Origin of the sequence: Variovorax guangxiensis (assembly GCF_003952165.1) — a bacterium.
GTDB lineage: Bacteria > Pseudomonadota > Gammaproteobacteria > Burkholderiales > Burkholderiaceae_C > Variovorax > Variovorax guangxiensis.
The window spans coordinates 44,845-70,407 of sequence record NZ_RXFT01000010.1; the positions used below are offsets into that span (position 1 = coordinate 44,845).

Below are 25,563 nucleotides of genomic sequence, written 5' to 3' on the forward strand. Positions count from 1 at the left end.
GACACCATGGCGGTGCCGCGATAGCGGCGACAGATTATTTGCTGGCGCGGCCGACCGGCTTGCGGATGACCACAGGTGCGGCGGGCAGGGCGGCCGCCTCGGCTTCGGTCTTCGAGGTGAAGATCTGGCGGATCAGCGCGAGCTTGGGCGCGACGCTGGGGTTGGTGCTGGCGAACTGCTGGGCGCGCACGTATTCCTGCGCCGCGAGGCGGGCGTACACGTCACCGAGGTTCTCGTGGGCCGTGGCGTAGTTCGGGTTGAGCTTGATGGCCTGTTCGAGCGCGGCGCGCGCCTGGTCGAACTTGCTTTGCGACGCGTAGAGCGCGGCGAGGTTGTTGTAGGGCTCGGAGAGCTCGGGAAAGTCCTGCGTGAGCTGGGTGAAGGCGATGATGGCCTCGGCCTGCTTGTTCTGCTCGGTGAGGATCACGCCGCGCAGGAAGCGCATCTGCGGGTCGCGTGGCTTGCCGGCGATGTAGGTGTCGGCCTTGGCGAGCGCCTCGTTCGACTTGCCCTGGCGCAGCAGCGCGTTCACGTCGTCGTATTCGTTCGCATGCGCCGCGGAGCCCCAGAGGCTGAACAGCAGTGCGAAGGCAATGGAGAGTCTGGAGAAAGCGGAGTGCTTCATGAAGCCTCGACGGATTTGGGGGAGATGCGGGGAACGAACTCGGGGGCGCGGGCTTGGGGAACACCCGGACGCCACCCGATGGCGGCCGTTTATACTTGACCGGATTGTAACCGAGGGGCCATGTCGACCCCCTCGCGAACACAGTCCCAGTCACCCCTGAAAAACACCGTCTTTCGCCCGTGCCGCACGCGCGCGAAATGACGTTTTCCGAATCTCATGAGTCTGCGCATCTACAACACGCTGTCGCGTGAATTGGAGGAATTCTCCCCATTGCAACCGGGACAGGTGCGCATGTACGTCTGCGGCATGACGGTCTACGACTTCTGCCATATCGGTCACGCCCGCATGATGATGGCGTTCGACGTGGTGCAGCGCTGGCTGCGCGCCAGCGACTACGCCGTGACCTACGTGCGCAACATCACCGACATCGACGACAAGATCATCGCCCGCTCGGTGCAGCGCGGCATCACCATTCGCGAGCTGACCGACGAAGTGATCGCGGCCATGCACGAGGACATCGGCGCGCTCGGCATCGAGCCGCCCACCGTCGAGCCGCGCGCCACCGAATACGTGCCGCAGATGCTCGGCATCATCGAGAAGCTCGAGCAGAAGGGCCTGGCCTACCGCTCCGACAACGGCGACGTGAACTATGCGGTGCGCAAGTTCCCGGGCTACGGCAAGCTCTCCGGCAAGTCGCTCGACGAACTGCATGCGGGCGAACGCGTTGCCGTGCTCGATGGCAAGCAGGACCCGCTCGACTTCGTGCTCTGGAAGGCCGCCAAGCCGACCGAGCCCGCCGACGCGAAATGGGAAAGCGCCTATGGCACCGGCCGCCCGGGCTGGCACATCGAATGCTCGGCCATGAGCTGCGCCACCCTCGGCGAAACCTTCGACATCCACGGCGGCGGTGCCGACCTGCAGTTCCCGCACCACGAGAACGAGATCGCGCAGAGCGAGGGTGCCAACGGCAAGCCGCTGTCGCGCTTCTGGGTGCACAACGGCTTCGTGCGCGTGGACAACGAGAAGATGTCCAAGAGCCTGGGCAACTTCTTCACCATCCGCGAGGTGCTGCAGAAGTACGACGCCGAGACCCTGCGTTTCTTCCTGGTGCGCACGCATTACCGCAGCGCGCTCAACTACAGCGACGCGCATCTGGACGACGCGCGCAATTCGCTGAAGCGCCTGTACACCGCCCTCGACCTGGTCGTGCCGGCCGAGGTGGCCATCGACTGGGCGCAGCCCCATGCCGCGCGCTTCAAGGCCGCCATGGACGAGGACTTCGGCACGCCGGAGGCCATCGCCGTGCTGTTCGAGCTGGCCGGTGAGGTGAACCGTACCAAATCCCCCGAAACCGCCGGGCTGCTGAAGGCGCTGGCGGCTTCGCTGGGCATCCTGCAGGGCGATCCGCGGGCCTTCCTGCAGGCCGGCAGCACGCTCGACGACGCCACCATCCAGGCGAAGATCGACGCCCGCGCCGCCGCCAAGGCCGCGAAGAACTTCGCCGAAGCCGACCGCATCCGCCAGGAACTCCTCGAGCAGGGCATCGTGCTCAAGGATTCGCCCACGGGCACGACCTGGGCGGCTGCGCAGTGAACGGAACGACGAATCCCATGCCCGCCCCCAGGAAGCCCAGCGTCAAGATATACACGCCGGACTATTGGGAGGAGGCGTGCAAGCACCTCTCGCGCAAGGACCGCGTGATGAAGCGGCTGATCCCGAAGTTCGGCGACGCCTGCCTGGAGTCGCGCGGCGATGCGTTCACCACGCTCGCGCGCAGCGTGGTCGGCCAGCAGATCTCGGTCAAGGCCGCGCAGTCGGTCTGGGACAAGTTCGCCGCGCTGCCGCGCAAGCTGACGCCGGCCAACGTGCTCAAGCTCAAGGTCGACGACATGCGCGGCGCGGGGCTCTCGGCACGCAAGATCGAGTATCTCGTCGACCTGGCGCTGCATTTCGACTCGGGCCTGGTGCACGTCGATGCATGGAAGGACATGGAGGACGAGCAGATCATCGAGGAACTCGTGGCCATCCGCGGCATCGGCCGATGGACGGCCGAGATGTTCCTCATCTTCCACCTCATGCGCCCGAACGTGCTGCCCGTGGACGACCTGGGGCTGCTCAACGGCATCAGCGTCAACTACTTCTCGGGCGACCCGGTCAGCCGCAGCGATGCCCGCGATGTCGCCGTGGCCTGGGCGCCTTATTGCAGCGTGGCGACTTGGTATATTTGGCGATCGCTGGATCCCGCTCCAGTAACGTATTAGCAACACCCCCAGGCTGCGCGCACTTCGTGTCGCTTCGCCAACCCCCTCAAGGGGGCAACACCTAAGGCCCGGCGAAGCCGGTTCCTTGGTGTTCCTGGAATGGATGGTGCGGTGGATGCGGGCAGCAAATTGAAATAAACAGGAGAAGACGTTGGCGAAACGAACCTTCCTCGACTTCGAGCAGCCGATTGCCGAGCTCGAAACAAAGATCGAAGAATTGCGCTATGTGCAGACCGAATCCGCGGTCGACATTTCTGAAGAGATCGATCAGCTCGGCAAGAAGAGCCAGCAGCTCACCAAGGACATCTACAGCGACCTGACGCCCTGGCAGATCACCAAGATCGCACGGCATCCGGAGCGCCCGTACACGCTGGACTACGTCAACGAGATCTTCACCGACTTCGTCGAACTGCACGGCGACCGCCATTTCTCGGACGACCTGTCGATCGTGGGCGGCCTGGCCCGCTTCAACGGCGTGCCTTGCATGGTCATCGGCCACCAGAAGGGCCGCGACACGAAGGAGCGCACCGCGCGCAACTTCGGCATGAGCAAGCCCGAGGGCTACCGCAAGGCGCTGCGCCTGATGAAGACGGCCGAGAAGTTCAAGCTGCCGGTCTTCACCTTCGTGGACACCCCCGGCGCATACCCCGGCATCGACGCCGAGGAGCGCGGCCAGTCGGAGGCCATCGGCCGCAACATCTTCGAGATGGCGCAGCTCGAGGTGCCGATCATCGTCACCATCATCGGCGAGGGCGGCTCCGGCGGCGCGCTGGCGATCTCGGTCGGCGACCAGTTGTTGATGCTGCAGTACTCCATTTATTCCGTGATCAGCCCCGAGGGCTGCGCTTCCATCCTCTGGAAGACGGGCGAGAAGGCTCAGGAAGCCGCCGACGCGCTGGGCATTACCGCGCACCGCCTCAAGGCGCTGGGCCTGGTCGACAAGATCGTGAACGAGCCCGTGGGCGGCGCGCACCGCGACCATCGCCAGATGGCTGCCTTCCTCAAGCGTGCCCTCAACGACGCCTTCCGCCAGGTCAGCGACCTCAAGCCGAAGGAACTGCTGGAGCGCCGCTACGAGCGCCTGCAGAGCTACGGCCGCTTCAACGACACCAAGGCCGACAGCAGCGGCAGGTAACTCACAGGCGCCGTCATGAACTCCGCTTTCGAACGCGCCATCGCCGCGTTCGAGCCGGCGCAATGGCCGCTGGCAGTGGGGTTCAGCGGCGGCGCCGATTCGACCGCCTTGCTGGCCGCCTGCGCTGCGCGCTGGCCGGGACAGGTGGTCGCCTTCCATGTGCATCACGGGCTGCAGGCGGCAGCCGATGGCTTCGAGCGGCATTGCCGCGCGATCTGCGAGCGACTGGGCGTGCCCCTGGTCGTCCATCGCGTCGATGCGCGGCATGCGCAGGGCGAAAGCCCCGAAGACGCAGCCCGCCGGGCCCGCTACGCGGCATTCGCCGAGATGGCGCGTGCGGACGAGGCCAGGGGAGCGATCAGGTCCGTCGTGCTGGGGCACCACGCCGACGACCAGGCCGAGACCCTGCTGCTGGCGCTGTCGCGCGGCGCGGGGCTGCCGGGGCTGGCGGCCATGCCGGCGCATGCGCAGCGCAACGGGCTCGACATCTACCGTCCGCTGCTCGCGGTGGCGGGCGCAGAGGTTCGCGAATGGCTGGCCGGCCGCGAGCTGCCGTGGATCGAGGACCCGACCAACGAGGACGCGCGCTACACCCGCAACAGGATCCGCTCCGTGCTGCTGCCCGCGCTGGAGCAGGCTTTTCCGCAGTTCCGCTCCACCTTCGCGCGCAGTGTGAGCCACGCCGCGCAGGCTCAGCAACTGCTGAACGAGCTGGCGGCACAGGACCTGGAAAGCGTCGGCAGCCCGCCGCGCATCGCCGCGCTGCAGGCGCTGTCGCGCGCTCGGCAGGCCAACGCGCTGCGCCACTGGCTGGTGCGCTCGCACGGCTGTGCGCCGAGCGCGGCGCAGCTCGACCAGCTGCTCGACCAGGTCCGCGCCTGCACCACGCGTGGCCATCGCATCCACCTCAAGGTGGCGGCCGGTTTCGTCGAACGCAGGGGTGACTTGCTGCATTGGTACAATGTTGCGCCCTCGCCGAAGACTTCGCTCTGACCGCTTGCAGGGCGCCGCCCATCAAGCGGCCCTTTCCTTTTCTCTGATTTCACCCATGGCATTGATCGTTCACAAATACGGCGGTACGTCGATGGGCTCGACCGAGCGCATCAAGAATGTCGCCAAGCGTGTCGCCAAGTGGGCGCGCGCAGGCCACCAGATGATCGTGGTTCCGAGTGCCATGAGCGGCGAGACCAACCGCCTGCTCGGCCTGGCCAAGGAACTGGCGCCCAGCAAACCCGGCGTGGCCCACAACCGCGAGCTCGACATGCTGGCCTCCACAGGCGAGCAGGCTTCGTCGGCACTGCTGGCCATCGCGCTGCAGGCCGAGGGCGTCGAGTCCGTGAGCTACGCGGGCTGGCAGGTTTCGGTGCGCACCGACAACTCCTACACCAAGGCCCGCATCGAGAGCATCGACAGCGAGCGCGTCATGTCCGACCTCAATGCCGGCAGGGTGGTGGTCATCACCGGCTTCCAGGGCGTGGACGACGACGGCAACATCACCACGCTGGGCCGCGGCGGCAGCGACACCTCGGCCGTGGCCATTGCAGCGGCGATGAAGGCCAACGAGTGCCTGATCTACACCGACGTGGACGGCGTCTACACGACCGACCCGCGCGTCGAGCCCGATGCGCGCCGCCTGACGACCGTGAGCTTCGAGGAAATGCTCGAAATGGCGAGCCTGGGCTCCAAGGTGCTGCAGATCCGCTCGGTGGAATTCGCCGGCAAGTACAAGGTGCCGCTGCGTGTGCTCTCGAGCTTCACGCCGTGGGACATCGACATCAATGAAGAGGCCAAGTCCGGCACGCTGATCACTTTCGAGGAAGACGAAAACATGGAACAAGCCGTCGTATCCGGCATCGCATTCAACCGCGACGAAGCCAAGATCTCGGTGCTCGGCGTGCCCGACAAGCCGGGCATCGCGTATCACATCCTCGGTGCGGTGGCCGACGCCAACATCGAAGTCGACGTGATCATCCAGAACCTCAGCAAGGACGGAAAGACCGACTTCAGCTTCACCGTGCACCGCAACGAGTACGCGAAGACGATCGACCTGCTGCAGTCGAAGGTGATGCCCTCGCTGGGCGCGACCGAAGTGGTCGGCGACACCAAGATCTGCAAGGTCAGCATCGTGGGCATCGGCATGCGCAGCCACGTGGGCGTGGCGAGCAAGATGTTCCGCGTGCTGGCCGAAGAAGGTATCAACATCCAGATGATCTCGACGAGCGAAATCAAGACTTCGGTCGTGATCGACGAAAAATATATGGAATTGGCAGTGCGCGCACTGCACAAAGCCTTCGATCTGGATCAGCCGGGCACCTAAGTAGTGGCATAATCTCAGCTTCTTTCAGGAACTGTGACCGAGTGGCCGAAGGTGCTCCCCTGCTAAGGGAGTATGGGGTGTAGAGCCTCATCGAGGGTTCGAATCCCTCCGGTTCCGCCAAGATGCGACCCCTGTAGCTCTCCAGCTACAGGGGTTTTTTCTTTGCCGGCTCCATCCGGCGACGGAGCCATCAGGCGCCGTGCAGTTCGGGAAGTCCGGCGAGCACTGTCCGGCACCGCTCGCAGAGCATTCCTTGCTCGCCTTCTTCGTCCACCACGGTGGCGTCGTGCCGCCAGCACCTCCTGCAGCGCAGGAACGAGGTCTGCCTGACCCTCACGTCGACCTTGCTGCCGACCCTCAGCACCACGTCGGCGACCATGAAGATCGAAGCCAGCTCCGAATCCAGCAGCGCGAGCGACTCGACGACTTCCTCGGGCGCCTCGATCACGATGTTCGCCTCGATGGAGCGACCGATGTCACCCGTCGAGCGCAGATCCTCGATCGCCTTCATCACGGCAGGGCGCAGCTGCCTCGCATGCCGCCAGAACCCGGCGACATCCGGGTCGTCGTCCATGATGGGCGGCGTGGCTTCATCCCAGGTGTGGAGGAACACGCTGCCATCATTCTTCTCCGCTTCAAATAGCACCATCCACGCTTCTTCCGCGGTGAAGCTGAGGATCGGTGCTGCGAGCAGCAGGAGGTTCTTCACGATGGCGTGCAGCGCAGTCTGTGCGGAGCGCCTTTCGTGGCTGTCGCGCGCGCTCGCGTACAGCCGGTCCTTCAGCACGTCGAGATAGAAGCCGCCCAGCTCGTCCGCGCAGTAGCCGTGGATGAGCCGAGTCACCGAGACGAAGTCGTACTCGCGGTAGCTCTGGCGACATTGCTCGACCAGTTCGCGGCAACGCACCAGCGCGTAGCGGTCGACGCTTGCCAGATCGCTTGCGGCCACCGCGTCGGCGCCCGCGTCGAAGTCCGAGACGTTCAGCAGCAGGAAGCGGATCGTGTTGCGGATGCGCCGGTACATCTCGACGACGCGGTCCAGGATTTCCTCCGACACCGAGATCTCCGTCGAGTAGTCGGTGCTGGCGACCCACAGCCGGATGATCTCCGCGCCCCGCGTGCTCGCCACTTCCTGCGGGCTGACGGTGTTGCCCAGCGACTTGCTCATCTTCCTGCCGTTTCCGTCGACGGCGAAGCCGTGCGTCAGCACCGCCTTGAAGGGCGCGCGTGCGTCCGCCGCGCAGCCCGTCATGAGCGAGGAGCCGAACCAGCCGCGATGCTGGTCGGAGCCTTCGAGATACAGGTCCGCCGGATAGGCGTGCGCATCGGGGCGCTGCGCGTTCCTGTAGACGGTGGCATGGATCGAGCCGGAGTCGAACCACACGTCGAGGGTGTCCGACAGCTTCTCGTACTCCGACTCATCCACGCCCAAGTCCGCGGGGCTCAGCCTTGCCCAGGCGGAAATTCCTTCGCGCTCCACGCGCCGCGCCACTTCCTCGGTGAGGCGCGCGGTCTCGGGGTGCAGCGAGTTGTCGCTGCGCCGCACGAAGAAGGCGAGAGGCACGCCCCATGCGCGCTGGCGCGAGATGCACCAGTCGGGCCTGCCGTCGATCATCGCTTCCATGCGTGAGCGGCCCGATGCCGGGTAGAAGGGGACGTCGCGGATCGCCTCGCGCGCGGTCTCGCGCAGCGTGTGTTCGCCACCGGTCGCGAGTCGGTCCATGCCGATGAACCATTGCGTGGTCGAGCGGAACAGGATCGGCGTCTTGTGCCGCCAGCAGTGGGGATACGAGTGCTCGATGCGCTCCTGCCTGAGAAGCGAGCCATCGGCCTTCAGCATCTCGAGGATCGCCTTGCTGCCTTGCTCCAGCGCCATGCCGCCGATCACCGGCAGGCCGGGCACGAAGCGGCCGCCGCCGTCGATCACGTTGTCGCCGGCGATGCCCAGGCCGCGGCACAGCTCGAAGTCTTCCGCGCCATGCGCCGGCGCGAGATGGACGAGGCCGGTGCCGGTGTCCAGCGAGACGAAATCGGCGGCCACCATGGGCACCGCGATGTCCTGCAGCGGATGCTTCAGCATCGTTCCGACGAGCTCCATGCCGGGTGCGACCGCGCGCAGCTCATGCTCGATTCCGAAGGCGTCCAGCAGCTTCGCACCGCTTTCCGCCGCAAGCACCAGCATGCCGTCGGGCGTGTCGTACAGGCCGTAGCTGGCTTCGGCGGCCAGGCCCACGGCGGCGTTGCCGGGCAGCGTCCAAGGCGTCGTGGTCCAGATCACGATGCGGACCTGCTTGCCGGGAGCAACGGCGCATTTGAAGCGCAACGCCAAGTCGGCCGCATCCATCGCCCGCATGCCCACATACGCCGTCGTCGAGCGCTTGGACGCGTATTCGAGCTCGGCTTCCGCCAGCGCCGACTGGCAATCGACGCACCAGTTCACCGGCTTCTGGCCGCGAAACAGCAGGCCGCGCTGGCGGATGCGATCGAGAAAGCGGATCTCGTTGGCCTCGGTCTCGAAGTCCATGGTGCGAAAGGCCCGGTCCCAGTCGCCGAGCAGGCCCAGGCGCAGGAAGTCCTTCTTCTGGCTCAGCGTCTGCTGCATGGCGTAGTCGCGGCACAGCTTTTGCACCTGCTCGGTCGGCAGGCCCCGGCCGTTCATCTGCTCGATGCGGTGCTCGATGGGCATGCCGTGGCAATCCCAGCCCGGAATCCATTGCGAGTCGAAGCCGTCGAAGAAGCGGCTCTTGAAGACCATGTCCTTGAGCACCTTGTTCACCGCGTGCCCGATATGGATGTCGCCGTTCGCGTACGGCGGGCCGTCGTGCAGCACGAACGGCGGGCGCCCGGCGGCCGTTTCGCGCATCCGCCCGTAGATGCGCTGCTGCGCCCAGCGCTCGACCAGTGCGGGCTCGCGCTTCGGCAGGTCGCCCTTCATCGGGAACGGTGTCTTCAGCAGGTTCAGGGTGTCTTTCAGGTCTGGCATGCGGTGTTTTCTTTTTTCGGGAGAGCGGTCGGTTGCGTTGTTGTCGGTCAGTCCCTGTTGCGCAAGGCCGAGCCGGCCGCCAGCAGCGCGACGAGGCTGGCCGCCGCCGCGAACACCACGTACCAGGCGGGAGCGAGCGGATTCCCCGTCCGCGCGATCAGCGCCGTTGCAATGAAGGGCGCGAAGCCCCCGAAGATCGTGACAGCGAAGTTGTAGGCAATGGAAAGACCCGTGGACCGCACCTGCGGCGGATAGAGCTCGGCCATGGCAGCGGGCGCGGGGCCGGTGAAGCCGGCGATCAGCACCGCGAAGACCAGCAGCACGATGGTCAGCGTCGACGGGTTGGGCACGGCCGTGAGAAGCCACAGCGCTGGATAGGCCAGCACCAGGATCGCGGTGGCGAAGCCGATCAGCAGCGGCCTGCGCCCGATGCGATCCGACAGCGCGCCGAAGAAGGGCGCCAGCACCACCAGCACCATCAGCCCCGCGCCATTGGCCCACAGCGACACGCTCTGCGGCAGCTTCAGCGTGCGCACCGCATACGTCGGCATGTAGACCAGGAAGAAATACGTGCACACCGTCCACACGATGGTCACGCCGAAGCCGGCGATGATTTCCCTGCGATAGGACCCCAGCGCCTGCCTGAGGGGCGAAGCCTGCTGGCCCGCCGCCCTGGCCTGCCGGAAGCTCTCGGGCTCCTGGGTGCGGGTGCGGATGTACCAGCCCACCGGCCCGATGATCAACCCGAACAGGAAGGGCACTCGCCACCCCCACGCCTGGAGCTGCTCCGGCGTGAGCACATCGGTCAGCGTCGCGCCGAAGACCGAACCCAGCAGCAGCGCGCCGGCCTGGCTCGCCTGCTGCCAGCTCGCGAAGTAGCCTCGTCGGCCCTTGGGCGCGTGCTCGACCAGGAAGGCCGTCGCGCCGCCGACCTCGCCGCCGGCGGAGAAGCCCTGTATCAGCCGCGCCAGCACGATCCAGGCGGGCGCCCAGAGGCCCGCGTCGGCATACGTCGGCGCGAAGCCGATCATGGCCGTGCCCAGCGCCATCAGCATGATCGTGGTGGACAGCGCCGCCTTGCGCCCGCGCGAGTCGCCGAGCGCGCCCAGGACCACCGCGCCGACCGGCCGCATCACGAAACCCACGCCGAAGGTCGCTACTGTCAGCAGCAGCGAGGAGGTCTCGTCGCCTGTGGGAAAGAAGAGGCGCGAGATCGTGAGCGCGAAGAAGCCGTAGACCGCGAAGTCGAACCACTCCAGCGTGTTGCCGATGACGGCGGCGAGGATTGTGCGGCGCGTCGCATCCTGTGTTCGTGCGGCCTGCACGGGAACTTCGTGGGAAGAGGAAAGGGGAGCGAGGTTGCTCGTGGCGTCCGCCAGCGTGGCAGCGTCAATGTTTTTCATGCTGTCTTGAGAGTTGGAGTCGTTGAACGGGTGGCGGACCTGGAAAGGGCCCAAGCGCCGGCCGATTGCATGAAGCGGTCGGCCGCCTGCAGCTGGCTTGCGGCGATCCATTCGTCGGGCTGGTGCGCCTGCGCGATGGAGCCGGGGCCGCAGACCACCGTCGAGATGCCGACCTGCTGGAAGAAGCCGGCCTCGGTGCCGAAGGGCAGTTCCGCCTCGGGCCAGAGCGCGCCGAGTTCGCGTGCCACGGAGACGGCCGTGTCGTTGTCGCGCGCCGAAAGCGCCGGCACGCCGGCGACCTGGCTGGCTTCCACCGTCACGCCGGCGGGGAGGTCGGCCAGCGCATCGCGGACCGCGTCGCGCACGAGCCGGGCCGTGGCCTCGTCCTGCGGCCGGAACTCCCACAGCACCTCGCAGCAGCCCGGCACGATGTTGATCGCGGTGCCGCCGTTGATCTGGCCGATGTTGATGGTGGCCTCGCCGCCGCGCCCCGCAAGGCTGCGCCGAAGCCCGGCGAGCCGGGTGACGAGGTAGGCGGCGGGCTCGATCGCGCTGGCGCCCAGCGACGGGTCGCTCGAATGCGCGGGCAGCCCGGTGAAGAGCGCACGGTGCCCGAAGAAGCCGCGATGCCGCACGCCGACGCGCATCTCGGTCGGCTCGCCGACGATGGCCAGCGCGGGTTCTTCCACCTGTGCCTTCAGTCGCTCCACCAACTGCGGAACGCCCAGGCAGCCGATCTCCTCGTCATAGGAAAAGGCCAGGTGGATCGGCCGGCGCAGCGGCTGCCGCCGCCACGAGGGCACGGCCGACAGGCACGCGGCGATGAAGCCCTTCATGTCCGCCGCGCCGCGCCCGTGCAGGCGCCCGTTGCGCTCGACCAGCGTGAAGGGGCTGGCGCTCCAGTTCTGGCCGGTCACGGGCACCACGTCGCTGTGCCCCGAGAGCACCATGCCGCCGGCGGTGTCGGGGCCGATGCTGGCCAGCAGGTTGGCCTTGCGCCTGTCTTCGCTGTGCACGAGCTGCACCTTCACGCCGTGCCCCGCGAGGTAGTCGGCGATCCAGTGGATCAGCTCGAGGTTTGAACGATGCGAAGTCGTGTCGAATGCCACCAGGGCGCGCAGGATGTCGATGGTGTTCATGCGACGCGCTCGGCAAGGGGCCGCTCGTTGGTGTTGCCGGTGCTTGTGGCGGTGCCGCCCGGCTTGCCGCTGCCGCCCAGCCGCTCCTGCACGAGCCGCATCGCGGCCGACTGGGTCGGCGTACCCTCGCGGTCGGCCAGCTCGAAGATGCGGCGCAGCGTGGCACCGATGCCTTCCACCTGCGAATCGACCTTCGCGCGGTTGAAGCCTTCGTGCTCCGACGCCACGCGGATCAGGCCGCCCGCGTTGATGACGAAATCCGGCGCGTAGAGGATCTCCCTCTCGCGCAACTGCCGGCCGTGCTCGTCGCGCGCGAGCTGGTTGTTCGCGCCGCCCGCGATCACGCGAAAGCGCATCTGCGGCAGTGTCTTGTCGTTGACGACGGCGCCCATCGCGCAGGGAGCGAACACATCGGCCTGCACGGCGTAGATCGCGTCGGGCTCGACGATCTTGGCGCCGAACTCGGCTGCGGCCTTCCCCGCGAGTACCGGATCGATGTCGCACACCACCAGGTGCGCTCCTGCCTCGGCGAGCAGCCGGCACAGGCTCCAGCCGACGTTGCCCAGGCCCTGCACGGCCACCGTCAGCCCGCACAGGTCGCGGCCCAGCCGGTGCGCGACGCCGGCCACAATGCCGTGGTAGACCCCCAGCGCCGTGGTCGGCGACGGGTCGCCCGTGCCGCCCAGTGCCTCCGGCAGGCCGACCACATGCCGAGTGCTCTGCCGTACCCAGGCGAAGTCGTCGACCGTGGTGCCGACATCTTCGGCCGTGATGTAGCGCCCGCCCAGGCGGTTGACCGCCACGCCCATCGCCCGCAGCAGGTCGGGCGTCTTGCTCTTGCGCGGATCGCCGAGGATCACCGACTTGCCGCCGCCCAGGCCCAGCCCCGCGGCAGCGGCCTTGAAGGTCATGCCGCGCGAGAGCCGGAGCACGTCGCGCAGGGCGGAAGCCTCGTCGGCGTACGGATACATCCGGCAGCCGCCCAGCGCGGGGCCGAGCTTGGTGCTGTGGACGGCGATGATGGCCCGGAGCCCGACCCGGTCATCGGATATGAAAACGACCTGTTCGTGGTCCGCGAAAGACTCGGTGGAGAAGACTGTCATCTGGTTTTTTTTCGAGTTCGGGTGAACGAGTGCGGAGCTGCTTCGAACTGTGGAAGGCCGCCTTGTCAATGCCTGCAAGAGGACGCTAGGTACAGCAGCAGGCGGCGCAGGTATAGAAGCAGCTCCACCGGACGGACATCGGGCTGCGAGCCGCATAGCGGCAGGACTTCAGTGCTTGCCTGGCGGAATGATTGCGTCATGTGTTGGCCTCGCTTTGAGGTCAAGCATGACAGGGAGAGTCGCCGTGATATTGGCGAAAATTTCTGGCGGAGAAAATTCAGGTCCCAGAGGAGAGAAGGCTGTTCGGCATTCCGCCGAAGGCCATCTCCTTGAGAAGTCTGTGCAGCTCGTTAAGCGCGAGCTCCTTCTGTGAATCGCTCAGAGGTTCGATTGAAAGTTTGAAGATCGATACCGCGCCATCCAGCGGTGATGTCCCCTCCGAAGAGGGAATGGAAGGCATCCAGGTCTCGTCCTCGGGAATCAGGCAGGTCCAGATAAGACCATGCCGCTCGACCGCCGGAAACGCCGTGATCCTGAAGCAATCCGCCGTCTTGGGCGCGAGCTTCTCCGGCACCAGCCGGCATTGCCCATCGGAGCCGAAGCGCAGGCCGTGGTAGGCGCAGACCAGCTCTTCTCCCTCGATGCGCCCGCTGCTCAGCGGCAGCCCGCGGTGCGGGCACATGTCGCGGCCGATGCGCATGCCGTCGGGCATGCGGTAGACGGCGAGCCGCAGGTTCAGCAGCACGACCTGTCTCGGCTTCGCAAGCGGATCGTCGGCGCGCACGAGCGGAAACCACTGCCGCGCGAGCACGGGCCAGTCCTGCTGCGCGTAGCTGCAGCCGGAAGGCAGGAAGCCCTCGGGCAAGGGACGTGGAAGAGCCGCTTCGACCGTCATGTCTTGCCTTCCTCGGTGTGCTGGATCGGTCTACTTGACCAGTCCGATCCGGATCCTCCGGTTGTGCTGCCCCTTGTTCTCGATCTTCATGATGCGCAGCGGCGCCGACTGCGAAGTCTTCGAAAGATGGGTGCCGCCGCAGGCCTGCCGGTCGAGGCCCACGATCTCGATGATGCGCGTGGTGCCGTCGTCCTGGGCCGGCGGCGCGACCGAGCGGCTGCGCAGCACGCCGGGCTCGCGCGCGAGCGCGGCCGAATCGAGATACACAGCGTTCACCTGCAGCCCCTCGGAGATCAGGCTGTTGAGCTCGGGCTCGAGCCTGCGCAGCTCGTTGTTGTCGACCGTGGGCAGGTCGAAGTCGATGCGGGCCGTGCCGTCGGCCGCCATCTGCACGCCGGTGACCAGGGAGCCTTCGAAGCGCTGGTAGACGAGGGCGTTCAGGATGTGCAGGCCGGTGTGCAGCTGGCACATCATCGAGCGGAAATCCTGGTCGACGCTGGCGATGACCTTGTCGCCCGGCACCTTGCCGATGTCCGCCTCGTCGAAGTAGTGCCAGGCGTTCCTGCCCTCCATCTCGATGCGGTCGATCCTGAGCTGGCTGCCGTTCCAATGCAGCGTGCCGCGATCCGCCAGCTGCCCGCCGCCGCCCGGATAGAAGTAGGACTTGTCGAGAAGCACGGCATTCGGCCGGCGCGCGATGACGTCGGCCTCGAATTCGAAGCGCTCGGGTTCGATGTGGCAGAGATACGGAGACATGAATTCCTCGGGTTGTGCGGGATGCTTGATTTCTTGCGGGTTGCTTCTTGCTCAGGAGAAACGCCTGGCCGTCACGATGCCGGCCAGGATGACCACGGCCCCGACGAATTCGGTGGCGCTCAGGTACTCGTGGAACAGGTACGCGCCGAACACGGTCGCGATGACGGGCTGTATCAGCAGGGTGATCGACGACATGGCCGCCGGCAGCTTGGCCAGCGCATAGGCGATGAGGCCCTGGCCGCCCACGTGCGACACCACCGCCAGCGCCACCAGCATCAGCACGCCATGCATCGTGTGCGGCACCAGCGACTCGCCGCGCAGCAGCGTGATCGGCAAAAGGATGATGAACGTGCCCACGCTGCTCCAGGCCATGACGGTCATGGTCCGGTAGTTCGAGCGCACGAGGCTCACCGCCAGCAGGTAGGAGCCGTAGAACACGGCGGTCAGCAGGCCGAGCAGGTTGCCGGCCATGTAGTTCGAGCCGAAGTCGAGCCGGTGGCCTATGAGGATGAACGCGCCGGTCAGCGCGAACAGCATGCCGAACAGGAAGCCCCGCTTGAACCTCTTTCCGAGAAAGATGTTGGAGCCGAGCACCACGAAGATGGGAGCGAGATTCGCGAGCAGGTTGGAGTTGGCCAGCGTGGTCAGCGTCATCGACCAGTGATACAGCGCGAGGTTGCCCGAGAAGATGAAGCCAACGAGGATGAGCTTGAAGGGAATGCGCGGCGTGGGTTGCTGGCCGGCTTGCTGTGCCCCCGCGGGTACCGGCTCGGACCTCGCCGCGAGCATGTCGAGCAGGAAGAAGATCGGGATTGCCAGCGCAACCCGGTAGACGGCGCTCGCGGTCGGCGGTAGCTCGCTGTGGCGCAGGAAAACGCCGCCCAGCGCCAACGCCGCCGCGCCCAGTAGTAGCGCGACGAATGAGAAGAAGCTGCTCTTCGAAGCAGCCGGCAGGGCAATGGTTGTCGTCATGTTCGGTATGACACGACCGAGTCTCCATCGGTCGTATCGGGCGATTTGTTGTGAATGAATCTTCAGGAAGAGGACGTGGTGCCGAAGATCTGCCCGGCTAGGCCGGCGGCTCCTCGAACCCCTCGATCACCATGAGCTGCATGTCGACCGCGGCGTCCTTTCGCAACCCTCTTGCGTGGGTGTATTCGGGCGACTCGTAGAACTTCCTCGCCGCGTCCGCGGTCTTGAACTCCACGAGAACCACTCGCCTGTCGTCGTGAGCGCCTTCCAGGTGCATGCGCTCGCCTCCCCGCGTCAGGAACCTGCCGCCGAACTTCTCGACGATGCCGGGCGTGAGTTGCTTGTATTGGTTGTACTGGTCCGGATTCACGATGGACATCCGGCCGATCAGATAGGCGACCATCTGGCGTTCCCGTGGAGGCTCGGCCGCTCGTGCCGTCAGACGTAGGCGACCTTCTTCTGCGTCGCGACGCCGGATTGCAGCAGCGCCGCGTCCAGCACGTCCCACAGGCCGGTCAGCGAGTCGAGGAAGTCGTCCGCGCCTTCGATGACGAGGTGGGCGTATTCCGTCTTCAGCGCCAGCTCGACCGCGGTGCGCGCGTTCTGCTCGTGATGCTGTTCGGCGCCGACTTCGCCCCAGTGTTCCAGCAGGTAGTGCATCTCGGGCTTCTCCAGGTCGGCGTTGTAGATGCCGCTGTCGACCAGGCAGTACTTCTCGCCCGGAATCAGCTGCTGGTTGGAGATCATCTCGAGCGCCAGCGTGGTGCCCAGGTTGCGGTAGGTGTTCTCGATGTCCGTCAGCTTGCGGTGATCGAAAACGCCGATGGCCTTGCGCACCTGCGTGGTCAGGCCGGTCTCCATGTCGTAGCCGGGCAGGGAGCCGAGCAGCTGGTCGGAGAAGGCCTTGAGCTTCGCCTCGACCTTCTCCTGGTTGTAGAGGTCGGCGAACACCGGCGCCTCGGCCGACTGGTTGACGATGAAGCCCGCCATCGTCGCGAGTTCGGGGCCGTGGCCCGATTCGCTCTCGACGATCTCCTCGAGCAGCTCGCTCTGCTTGTGCAGGCCGTGCTTCTTCAGCGCGTCGGGAAAGCTCCAGCCCGGACGCGTCGAGGCGCAGAAGCTCTGGATCTGGTGGAACAGGGCACCGACGACGGGTGGTTCCGGTTCCACCCTTGCCCAATTCTTGAAAATCGGGTGTGAATAGCACCGGTGACTTTTGACTCTATCAACCAGATCGGAAATGGTTACGCTCATTTCTTGCTCCTAATCACAGTGGGTTGAAAAAAATGCCAAGGGGAGAATTCGATTAACGGTGGTGTGCTTACTTGCTTGCCATCAACATGCGCCCTCCAGGGTGGTCGAGTACCTCGATCCGCACGTTCGAGAATCCCGCGCGGAAAAGCTTTTCAGTCCATTCCTCCTCGCTCAGGAGCCTTCTGGACATGAAATGGTTGTGCAGGTGGTTGAATGCCGCGGCGAACGGCTTTTCCCAATTCGACTGGGCCACCGGAATTGCGTCGACGATGATCAGCGTGCCCTTGATCGCGTGGGTGCAGCAGGCGCGCAGCAATGCGTCGAGCGTTTCCTCTTCCGCCGGAAGAAGGTCGTGCATCACGAAGCCCGCGTGGATGATGTCGGCGTCCTTGATCAGCGACGCGTCTTCCACCAGCACCTGGATGGGGGCCGTCACGAACTGGAGCCGGTCGCTCATGCCGGCGTCGGAGGCCGCGTTCACGGCCTGCTCGGTGGCCGACGCGCTCAGGTCGATGCCCACGCCGGTGGAGCCCGGGATCTTGCGCAGCATGCGGATCAGGAAGCCGCCGGAGCCCGATCCAAGATCCACGATTTTCCTTGGTGCCATCGCGACGATGGCGTTCTCGGGCTGCGGATAGAAGGACTTCTCGCCCATCCACTTCGAGGTGCGCGCCACCAGCCCGCCGCTGCGCGGGTACTTGGCCTGCGCCTCCTCGTTGTGCTCCGAGAACTCCTTCGCGTTGTTGATCAGGGGCGCGCAGGCGCGCAGTGCCCACGAGAGGTAGCCGACCTCGTTGATCAGCTCCTCGAAGTTGCTGCCGACCTTGTAGGTGGCAGGAGCCGTGGGGCTCAGCACTTCGATGATTCCCGCCTTGCTCAGGGAGTCGAGATAGGCGGAGATCACCGACTCCTTTATTCCGCAGGATCGCGACGCCGCCGCGGCGTCCACGACCTCCGAATTCTGGAGAAATTCGATGACTCCGTACTCCGCACCGATTTCGAGCAGGATTGCGGAGCCTGCGAGGGAAGAGCCAGTAATACCGCGATCAACGTTTTGCATGGGGCACCTGTTTGTTAAACGCCATTGAAAACCAACTGATTACTTCGCAATAGCCGAGGCCATTTGGTTGCACGATAGACAGCGTGCAGAAGGCCGTATTGGTAAAAATTGCGGCGCCGGGTGATTGCGGCAAAAAGAGATTCGGCCGAATTCAGAAGAAGGTTTCTATTGCGGCGCGCACGCGGCAAAGCCGGCCCTGCGCGGTGCATTCCGCGAGAGCCGGCGAGAAAAAAAGATGCGGAAAGAAGCGCCCGGAAAGAGCGCCGGCGCGTCAGTTGATCCGTGCGCGGACGTACTGGAGCGGCGTCATCCCGAAGGTGCGCTTGAAATGCCGGGTGAGGGCGCTCTGGTCGTAGAAGCCGCTCGCCACGGCGGCCTCGATGAGCGGCCTGCCCGCGGTGAGATGGCTGATCGCCGCCCTGAGCCGCAGCTGCGTGAGGTACATGTGCGGCGTCAGGCCGATCGCGCGGTTGAACGCACCGATCAGCTGGAAGGGCGTGAGGTCCGCGGCCTCGGCCATTGCTTCCAGCGTCAGCCGTTCGGCGAAGGCGTCGCGCAGCAACTCCAGCACAGGCGCGAGCACGCTGGTGTCGGCGGGCACCGGCAGCACGCGGTGCCCCTGCTGCGCATGCCGCTGGAAGAGCGTGCCGAAGGTGTGCACGAAGAGCTCCTGCTGCCGCAGCGGATCGCACTGGCCGCCGTCCTCATCGAAGGCGCGATGCAGTTCGAGGAAGCAGCCGATCAGTTCCTCGTCGCAATAGACGTTCGAGTCGAAGTAGCGGGCCTGGTCCATGCCCAGCGTCGTCATCAGGTGCCGGATGCCCGGGTCGGCCAGGTAGAAGGAGCGGTAGCGCCAGCGCGGGCTGCCGCCCATGCGCCCCGAGTGCGGCTCGGCCGGGTTGAAGACCAGCAGCGCCTGCTGGTGTGCCGCGCCGGTGCGGCCGCGGCTCTTGAACTCCGCGCCGCCGACTTCGGTGACGGCGATCACGAAGGAGTGGTGCACGTGAGGCGCGTACTCGTGCGTGGTGAAGTCCGCGTGCAGCATGTCCATGCCCGGCAGGCCGGGCGCATGCCAGTAGCGCGACGTGTTCAGAGGGTCCAGCTTGGCCAACGAAAACCTCCGTTTGCATCGGCGATTGCCACGCATCCATCCAGCGTCGTCCAGCCGATCGATGGCACCTGAATGGTGAGCAAGGCCGCCTTGTTCCGGTGATTACAGCGCGATCTTGGTGGAAGCGGGAAGCCTCCGGCCTCGGCGTCCCGGTCAAGCAAAGGCTGTGCCATTCGGCGGCTCACGAAAGGGCCCCGGGAAAGATCAGGTTCACGAACGGCGAGGAATGATTCACCATGCTCCGCGGCGCAGCCACCTTGCCGCCACTCATTGGAGACCTTCATGAACATGCCTCTCGAGAGCACCGAACTGGCGTTCCAGTTTTCGCTCGCCAATGGCGTCGAAACGGGCGTCGAAACGCACAAGGTATTCAACCAGGCCGAGCCATGCATCGGCCACAACGCATTCACCGGCGACGTGGCGCTACGGGAGCTCGTCGAGCGTCATGCACCGTGGAGCATTCCGCATGCGACGGCCGTCGGTGCACTCGCAGGCGACGAGCAGGTGCAGGACCTCGCGCGACTGGCCAACGAGCACAACCCGCAGTTGCGCACGCACGACCGCTTCGGCAACCGCCTCGACTGGGTCGAGTTCCATCCCGCATGGCACCAGCTCATGAGCCTGGCCTTCGCGCATGGCGTGCCCGGCCTTGCGTGGACCACCAGCGAAGGCTCGGGCCACTTCGCGCGGGCCGTGCTCAGCTACCTGTGGAACCAGGTCGAGAACGGCACCGGCTGCCCCACCGGCATGGCGTACGCCGCGTGCGCCGGCTTCGAAGGCAGGCCGGAGTTCGCGCAGTGGAGAGAGAAGACGCTCTCCGGCAAGTACGACCCGCGCCGCGTTCCGCTTTCTCAGAAAACGGGCGCGGTGATCGGCTACGCCATGACCGAGAAGCAGGGCGGCTCCGACCTGCGCCAGACGCAGACCACCGCCACCTTCGTCGGAACCGAGAAGAACGGCGTGCAGGTCTACAGCGTCACCGGCCACAAGTGGTTCTTCTCGGTGCCCACCTCCGACGGCTTCTACACGCTCGCCCAGACGAAGTCGGGCGTGAGCTGCCTCTTCGTGCCGCGCTTCTTGCCCGACGGCAGCGCCAACCGCGTCGCGGTGCAGCGCCTGAAGGACAAGTGCGGCAACCGCTCCAACGCATCGAGCGAGGTCGAGTTCAACAGGACCTGGGCGATGCTGGTGGGCGAGGAGGGCCGCGGCATCCGCGAGATCCTCTCGCACGCGCACCTGACGCGGCTGGACTTCGCGGTCGGCTCGGCCGGCCTGATGCGGCAGGCGCTGACGCTGGCGATCGGCCACGCATCGACGCGCGACGGCTTCGGCCGCCGCATGGCCGACCTGCCCATGCAGACCAATGTGCTGGCGGACCTCGCGCTCGAAAGCGAAGCCGCGATGCTCTCGGCGATGCGCGTGGCGCGCGCCACCGACGGCATGGCGACGAATGAGCGCGAGCGGCTTCTGGCGCGCGTGGCGACGCCGGTGGTGAAGTACTGGAACTGCCAACGCGCAACGTACTTCGTCTACGAGGCGCTGCAGGTCCATGGCGGCAACGGCTTCATCATGGAGAACCCCATCGCGCGCCTCTATCGCGAAGCGCCGCTCAACTCGATCTGGGAAGGCACGACGAACATGATGTGCATGGACGTGGTGCGTGCGCTCGGACGCGAGAAGGGCTCGCTCGAAGTCTTCCTCGACGAGGTCTCGGTGCCGGAAGCGGCGGGCAATGCGGCGCACGCGAAGTTCATCGCGAGCCTGCGTGACGACCTTGCTGCGGGTGCGATCGACGAAGGCAACGCCCGCGCGCTCGTGACGCGCATGGCGCTCGCGCTGCAGGCGAGCGAGATGTGCAAGCACAGCGATGGCGCGACCGTGCAGCGCTTCATCGAATCGCGCCTTGGTGGTCGGCACGCTGGAGTGATGGGCACTCTGGCCGCCGGAGCGGATCTGCGCGGGATCGTCTCGCGCGCGGAAGTCGCTGCCGTCCGTCAGGCCGCCTGAGCCTGCCGCCGCAGCGGCAGCCACAGCACGAAGCGCGTTCCCGTCGAGAGCGCTTCCCAGCTCACGGTGCCGTGGATCGAGCGAGCGCGCCGGCGCTGGTTCTGCAGGCCCCGGCCCGATGACGAGGCCATGGCCTTGTCGACGTCGAAGCCCTGTCCGTTGTCCTCGATGGTCACGCGCACGCCCGCGCCGTCGAGCGAGGTTCCGACGCGGATCTCTGTCGCGCGCGTGTGGCGAAGGATGTTCGAGATGCTCTCCTGCACGATGCGCAGGATGTGCAGCGCGCTCGACGGGTCCAGCCACTCCAGCGCGGGCAGTTCCTGCACTTCCCAGCGCAGCGAGACCCCGGTGCCTTCGAGGCGTGGTTCGAGCCGGTAGCGCAGGGTGGCCAGCAGCAGGAGCAGGTCGGCCTCGATGGGCTCCAGCGAATCGAGCGTGAGCTTCAGGTCGTCCAGGCAGCTCTTGAGGATCTGCGAGACCCTGTCGTCGCTCATGCCGCCGCCCTCGACCGAGCGGATGGCGCTGATCAGAGAGGAGCCCAGCCCGTCGTGCATGTCCTGCATCAGCCGCTGGCGCTCGTCGCTGATGGTCTGCAGGCGCTCGACTTCGCGCAGGCGGCGGTGGCTGAGTTCGAGCTCGGCCTCGCGCGCCTGCAGGCGGTGCGCGAGGCTCGCGTTGAGCTCCTCTACTTCGCCGATGGCGTGCACGTAGCGGCGGTACATCAGCACGCCGAACACGCTGAAGGTGACGGCGTTGGTGTAAGCGCCGAGATACCAGCCTTCGGGGCTGATGAAGTTGTTCTGCAGCAGCCAGTCGGTCACGCCGAGCAGCACGCAGATGCCGATGCCGACCGCCACCAGCCGGCCCTCGTTGGAGCGGCGCCATGCGCTGACGCCGCCCACGAGGCACACGGCGGTGCCCATCATCGCGGCCACCGCGTAGATCAGCGGCGTGACCTGCGGCGTGTTCTGCACGATGGCGAGGCCGGGGATCGTGACGATGCCGATGGCCGCCGTCGTCGCGACCACGCCGCGGGTGAGCCACACGAGCTGCCGCCCATGCAGCTGGCGCAGGAAGAAGTGCACGACCATCACCAGCCAGAAGAGCGAGTTGACGGTCAGCCACGCGAACCAGTCGTTGAGCACCGGCAGGCTCACGTAGAAGTGCAGCCCCCGCATGAAGGAAGTGGCCGAGAGATTGAAGAAGAGCAGGTAGCCGGTCTCGTCGCGGCGCCTGAACCAGACGAAGAGGGCGAACACGCCCACCGCCATGAAGGCCGCGCCCAGCATCGCGGGCAGTTCCTGCTGCAGCCACTGGCGCATGCCGTGGCGGCCCCTGAGCGCGTCGACCGGGCCGATCCACAGCGAGGATAGCGCCACCTGGGCGCTGCGCGTGTGCTCCAGGCGCAGGAGGATCTCGGCGGGCGGGGCGTTGCCGGCGGCGCCGTGGTCGTCGAGCGGCACCCACAGCGGCGTGCGGGTGCTGTTCCACAGCGGGCCCGACTGCTGCGCGCGGTGGACGAGGTGGCCGTCGGCATAGACGGCGATGGTGCCGTCGGTCTTGATGCGCGCGCCGTACAGCGCCAGCGGGCCGGAACTGGCCGGCAGGCCGCGGGTGCCGAGCCTGATCCAGGTGGTGCGGGTGGTGCTGGTGGAAGTGTTTTCGGCCTGGCTCAAAAGCGCGATGGGCAGGGCCAGCGGCAGCTCGACCTTCTTCCAGTCGTGCGGCAGGGCACTGCCGTCCTGCCTGAGGGGCGGCGCGGTGTAGCCCGACGCGTCCTCGACCTGCCAGTCGGCGTGCGTCATGTGCAGCAGCGCGTCGGTCTGCCGCACGCCGGTTGCCCCGACCAGGTAGGCGCCGATGATGCCCAGCAGTGCGATCGAGAGAACGAGCACCACGTTGGCGAAGAAGGGTGCGGGGCGGTAGTTCAAGGGATGCTGGAAAGTGCCGCGGCCGAAGCCGGCGTGGAGGTTTATGTAACCTATTTTCTCACTTTGTTACCGATCGGGCGAGGCCGCACCCCCCGATGGGCCTCAGCGCGGTGTGGGCTGCGACAGGATCCACTGCGACAGCAACTGCGCATCGGCCTGCGAGACCTGGGGCTGCCTGGGCATGATCACGCGGCCCCAGGTGCCCACGCTGCCGTCGCGGATCTTTCCGGCCAGCCGGGCGGCCGCCTCGGCGTCGCCTCGATAGCGCTCGGCGATCTGCGCGAAACCCGGGCCGACCTGCTTGTGCACCAGGCCGTGGCAGGCCATGCAGGCGTTCCTGCGGGCCAGGTCGGCAGGCGTCTGCGCCGCGGCACAAAGGGAGTGAATGGCCATCACGCAGCCGGTGAGGAAAGGGAGAAGGAGCTTGCCGGGAGTCTGGATCGTCATTTGTGGGAGGTGCCTGTGCCAAGCATCGTCGCATGCCGCTTCCATGGGGTCGGCCGTCGTGCATTCACGACAAGAAGATTCAAGAGTAACTATATGTATGGTTAAATCCGCGCAACTATCGCGAAGAAGACGAGGGATTGCATGAAGCTGTTGCTGAGCATTGCGTTTGCCGCCGTGGCCCTGGCCGGTTGCGCCAGCGCTCCGACCACCCCCACCGAACCCGGAACGGGCAGGGGCACCTCCTATGTGCCGATGGTGGCCATGGAAGGCGTGGACAAGGTGCGCTACGACAACGACGTGGCCGAGTGCCGCACCGCCGCCAACCGCATCACCGCACGCAGCGAAACCGGCGACGCCATGTGGGGCGCGCTGGGCCTGGGCCTGATCACCGTGCACGGGCAGGGCATCGTCGCCGCGGCGTCGTACACCGGCATCACCGCGGCCATCATCGACTGGAACGGCCGCCCCAGTTCGGAGCTGATCGCCGAGCACCAGCAGATCGCCATCGTGCATTGCATGGCCAAGCGCGGCTACCGCAACCTCGACCCGAACGTGCGCGACACCTTCTACGGCAACACCTTCGACCCGGGCGTGATCGTCAAGCCGCGCCGCACCGGCGTCGACACCTACAACGTCGAAACGCTGGCCAAGGCCGGCCGCTGCAACCTGCAGCCGCGCGCCGAGCTCACGGCCAAGGGTCCCGGCTACGAAACCTACAACGTGCCTTGCGACAACGGCGGAACCTGGGCGGTGCGCTGCGAGTTCGGCAAGTGCCGCGTGCTGGCGCAGGCGGCAATGCGCCGGTCCTGAAATCCTGCGGCTTGATGAAGAAACGGGCCCGCGATGCGGGCCCGTTTTTCTTCCTACTTGACGATCATTCCCTTAAGGGCAGGATCCGGCGGCGGCGGCTTGAGCTTCATCTGCCGCATCGTCTTCACCAGCAGCTGCGCGATCATCACGTTGCGGTGACGCTTGCTGTTGGCGGGCACCACGTGCCACGGCGCGTGATCGGTCGAGGTGGCGACCAGCGCGTTCTGGTAGGCCTGCTGGTAGGCGCTCCACTTGGTGCGAACCTCCAGGTCGTCCATGCTGAACTTCCATTGCTTGCCGGGCGTGTCGATGCGCGCCTGCAGGCGCTCGCGCTGCTCGTCCTTGTCGATGTGCAGCATGCACTTGACCACCACCGTGCCGGTTTCGGTGAGCAGGCGTTCGAAGTCGTTGATCTGCGCGTAGCGGCGCTTCGCCTCGGCCTTGTCGATCCATCCCTCGACCACGGGCACCAGCACGTCTTCGTAGTGGCTGCGGTTCCACACCATGATTTCGCCGGTGCGCGGCACCACCGCGTGGCAGCGCCAGAGGTAGTCGCGCGCTCGTTCGTCCACGGTGGGCGCCTTGAAGGCCGTCACGCGCACGCCCAGCGGCGAGGTGCGCGAGAACACCCAGCGCACGGTGCCGTCCTTGCCGCTGGTGTCCATACCCTGCAGCACCAGCAGCAGCTTGCGCTTGCCCTCGGCGTTCAGCAGGTCCTGCAGTTCGTCGAGTTCCACGGCGAGGGCATCGAGCTCGGTGCGCTGCGCGTTCTCGTCGCCCTCGCAGAAGGGCGTGTCGTCGGGGTCGATGTGGGAGAGCTTGAACTTGCCGCCTACGCGGTATTTCTTGAAGCTGGCCATGTAGCGGGACTCCGTGGTGAAGAACAACGAAGCCCACAGCGTAAGCGATCGGTCAGGACTCCTCGTCGTCCGCGGGCAGCGATGCGCTCCAGCGGTTGTCCCATTCGGCATGCTGGCGCACCGCGCCGTCGAGCTCGCGCCGGTCGCGCTTGGTGGGGCGGCCCTGTTCGATGGCCAGGGCCGGCTCGATGCCCGCGCGGCGCATCTCGCGAAAGGCGGCCTGCGCCGCCAGGCTCTCGGCTGTTTCTTCATAGAGCTGCTGCGCCACCGGCGCCGGCCCGCGCTGGCCGCTGAGGCCGCGCACCGTCACCGTCCGTGTCAGCGGGCCCATTCGCATGGCGACGGTGTCGCCCGCCTTCACTTCGCGCGAGGCCTTGGCGATGTCTCCGTTCACCTGCACGCGGTTCTTGCCGATTTCCTCCGCGGCCAGCGAGCGCGTCTTGAAGAAGCGGGCGGCCCAGAGCCATTTGTCGATGCGCAGACGGTCCATGAAA

General features: G+C 66.2%; 23 protein-coding genes and 1 tRNA gene. 8 read left to right on the top strand and 16 right to left on the bottom strand.

What is annotated here, in order from left to right; genetic code table 11:
* Positions 1-34: 34 nt before the first annotated feature.
* Positions 35-625 carry a tetratricopeptide repeat protein gene (locus EJP67_RS22090; protein ID WP_126023859.1) on the bottom strand — a complete coding sequence of 197 codons (591 nt, stop codon included), beginning with the start codon at positions 623-625 and terminating at the stop codon, positions 35-37.
* Between the two features lie 216 nt (positions 626-841).
* On the opposite strand from EJP67_RS22090, the gene cysS reads away from it, so the two are divergent.
* The 6 genes from cysS to EJP67_RS22120 all read left to right on the top strand — a co-directional run bounded on the left by cysS (position 842) and on the right by EJP67_RS22120 (position 6,458).
* On the top strand, positions 842-2,218 hold the full coding sequence (cysS, locus tag EJP67_RS22095; RefSeq protein ID WP_126023860.1) for a cysteine--tRNA ligase: 1,377 nt from the start codon (positions 842-844) through the stop codon (positions 2,216-2,218).
* Between the two features lie 17 nt (positions 2,219-2,235).
* Positions 2,236-2,886 (top strand): DNA-3-methyladenine glycosylase family protein, encoded by a 651-nt coding sequence (locus tag EJP67_RS22100; RefSeq protein ID WP_126023861.1) that lies wholly within the window; start codon positions 2,236-2,238, stop codon positions 2,884-2,886.
* Positions 2,887-3,037: 151 nt separating this feature from the next.
* Complete coding sequence (locus tag EJP67_RS22105) at positions 3,038-4,021, top strand: acetyl-CoA carboxylase carboxyltransferase subunit alpha (RefSeq protein WP_126023862.1); 984 nt, start codon at positions 3,038-3,040, stop codon at positions 4,019-4,021.
* A gap of 15 nt (positions 4,022-4,036) precedes the next feature.
* Positions 4,037-5,014, top strand: coding sequence for a tRNA lysidine(34) synthetase TilS (tilS, locus tag EJP67_RS22110; protein ID WP_126023863.1), 978 nt, complete (start codon positions 4,037-4,039; stop codon positions 5,012-5,014).
* A gap of 55 nt (positions 5,015-5,069) precedes the next feature.
* Positions 5,070-6,338, top strand: a complete 1,269-nt coding sequence (locus EJP67_RS22115) for an aspartate kinase (protein WP_126023864.1) — start codon at positions 5,070-5,072, stop codon at positions 6,336-6,338.
* Positions 6,339-6,365: 27 nt separating this feature from the next.
* Positions 6,366-6,458: transfer RNA gene (locus tag EJP67_RS22120), tRNA-Ser, on the top strand.
* Positions 6,459-6,528: 70 nt separating this feature from the next.
* Here EJP67_RS22120 and ileS read toward each other — a convergent pair.
* From ileS to EJP67_RS22175, 11 genes are all read right to left on the bottom strand, one after another.
* Positions 6,529-9,321 (bottom strand): isoleucine--tRNA ligase, encoded by a 2,793-nt coding sequence (ileS, locus tag EJP67_RS22125; protein ID WP_126023865.1) that lies wholly within the window; start codon positions 9,319-9,321, stop codon positions 6,529-6,531.
* Positions 9,322-9,368: 47 nt separating this feature from the next.
* Positions 9,369-10,724 (bottom strand): MFS transporter, encoded by a 1,356-nt coding sequence (locus EJP67_RS22130; RefSeq protein WP_126023866.1) that lies wholly within the window; start codon positions 10,722-10,724, stop codon positions 9,369-9,371.
* The gene (gene argE, locus EJP67_RS22135) at positions 10,721-11,863 is read right to left on the bottom strand and encodes an acetylornithine deacetylase (RefSeq protein ID WP_126023867.1); all 1,143 of its coding nucleotides are present in this window, start codon (positions 11,861-11,863) and stop codon (positions 10,721-10,723) included. Before argE ends, EJP67_RS22130 begins: the two co-directional genes overlap by 4 nt.
* A complete protein-coding gene (locus EJP67_RS22140; RefSeq protein WP_126023868.1) occupies positions 11,860-12,966 on the bottom strand; it encodes a Leu/Phe/Val dehydrogenase in 1,107 nt (368 codons plus the stop codon). Before EJP67_RS22140 ends, argE begins: the two co-directional genes overlap by 4 nt.
* 277 nt (positions 12,967-13,243) lie before the next feature.
* A complete protein-coding gene (locus EJP67_RS22145) occupies positions 13,244-13,861 on the bottom strand; it encodes a Rieske 2Fe-2S domain-containing protein (RefSeq protein WP_126023869.1) in 618 nt (205 codons plus the stop codon).
* A gap of 30 nt (positions 13,862-13,891) precedes the next feature.
* Positions 13,892-14,617 (bottom strand): alanyl-tRNA editing protein, encoded by a 726-nt coding sequence (locus EJP67_RS22150; protein WP_126023870.1) that lies wholly within the window; start codon positions 14,615-14,617, stop codon positions 13,892-13,894.
* Between the two features lie 51 nt (positions 14,618-14,668).
* The gene (locus tag EJP67_RS22155; protein ID WP_126023871.1) at positions 14,669-15,589 is read right to left on the bottom strand and encodes a DMT family transporter; all 921 of its coding nucleotides are present in this window, start codon (positions 15,587-15,589) and stop codon (positions 14,669-14,671) included.
* Between the two features lie 97 nt (positions 15,590-15,686).
* Positions 15,687-15,992: a DUF1330 domain-containing protein gene (locus EJP67_RS22160; RefSeq protein ID WP_126023872.1), complete on the bottom strand. Its 306-nt coding sequence runs from the start codon at positions 15,990-15,992 to the stop codon at positions 15,687-15,689.
* 35 nt (positions 15,993-16,027) lie between these two features.
* The gene (locus EJP67_RS22165) at positions 16,028-16,843 is read right to left on the bottom strand and encodes a hypothetical protein (RefSeq protein ID WP_126023873.1); all 816 of its coding nucleotides are present in this window, start codon (positions 16,841-16,843) and stop codon (positions 16,028-16,030) included.
* A gap of 67 nt (positions 16,844-16,910) precedes the next feature.
* Entirely contained in the window at positions 16,911-17,903 is a 993-nt protein-coding gene (locus EJP67_RS22170) for a class I SAM-dependent methyltransferase (RefSeq protein WP_126023874.1), read from the bottom strand.
* Positions 17,904-18,174: 271 nt separating this feature from the next.
* On the bottom strand, positions 18,175-19,014 hold the full coding sequence (locus EJP67_RS22175; protein ID WP_126023875.1) for an AraC family transcriptional regulator: 840 nt from the start codon (positions 19,012-19,014) through the stop codon (positions 18,175-18,177).
* A gap of 282 nt (positions 19,015-19,296) precedes the next feature.
* Here EJP67_RS22175 and EJP67_RS22180 point away from each other — a divergent pair, with 282 nt between their 5' ends.
* Positions 19,297-21,021, top strand: a complete 1,725-nt coding sequence (locus tag EJP67_RS22180) for an acyl-CoA dehydrogenase family protein (RefSeq protein ID WP_240650743.1) — start codon at positions 19,297-19,299, stop codon at positions 21,019-21,021.
* Here the strand turns inward: EJP67_RS22180 and EJP67_RS22185 are convergent.
* Both EJP67_RS22185 and EJP67_RS22190 read right to left on the bottom strand, forming a co-directional pair.
* The gene (locus EJP67_RS22185) at positions 21,009-22,952 is read right to left on the bottom strand and encodes a sensor histidine kinase (protein ID WP_126023877.1); all 1,944 of its coding nucleotides are present in this window, start codon (positions 22,950-22,952) and stop codon (positions 21,009-21,011) included. The two genes, EJP67_RS22180 and EJP67_RS22185, sit on opposite strands and share 13 nt — an antisense overlap.
* Positions 22,953-23,054: 102 nt before the next feature.
* Entirely contained in the window at positions 23,055-23,399 is a 345-nt protein-coding gene (locus EJP67_RS22190; protein ID WP_126023878.1) for a c-type cytochrome, read from the bottom strand.
* A 141-nt stretch (positions 23,400-23,540) separates the two neighbouring features.
* Between EJP67_RS22190 and EJP67_RS22195 the strand changes: the two genes are divergently transcribed.
* Positions 23,541-24,209 carry a hypothetical protein gene (locus EJP67_RS22195; RefSeq protein WP_126023879.1) on the top strand — a complete coding sequence of 223 codons (669 nt, stop codon included), beginning with the start codon at positions 23,541-23,543 and terminating at the stop codon, positions 24,207-24,209.
* Positions 24,210-24,262: 53 nt separating this feature from the next.
* Here the strand turns inward: EJP67_RS22195 and EJP67_RS22200 are convergent, their stop codons facing one another.
* Positions 24,263-25,069 (bottom strand): PPK2 family polyphosphate kinase, encoded by an 807-nt coding sequence (locus EJP67_RS22200; RefSeq protein ID WP_126023880.1) that lies wholly within the window; start codon positions 25,067-25,069, stop codon positions 24,263-24,265.
* Between the two features lie 52 nt (positions 25,070-25,121).
* A complete protein-coding gene (locus EJP67_RS22205) occupies positions 25,122-25,559 on the bottom strand; it encodes an RNA-binding S4 domain-containing protein (RefSeq protein WP_126023881.1) in 438 nt (145 codons plus the stop codon).
* Positions 25,560-25,563 lie beyond the last annotated feature (4 nt).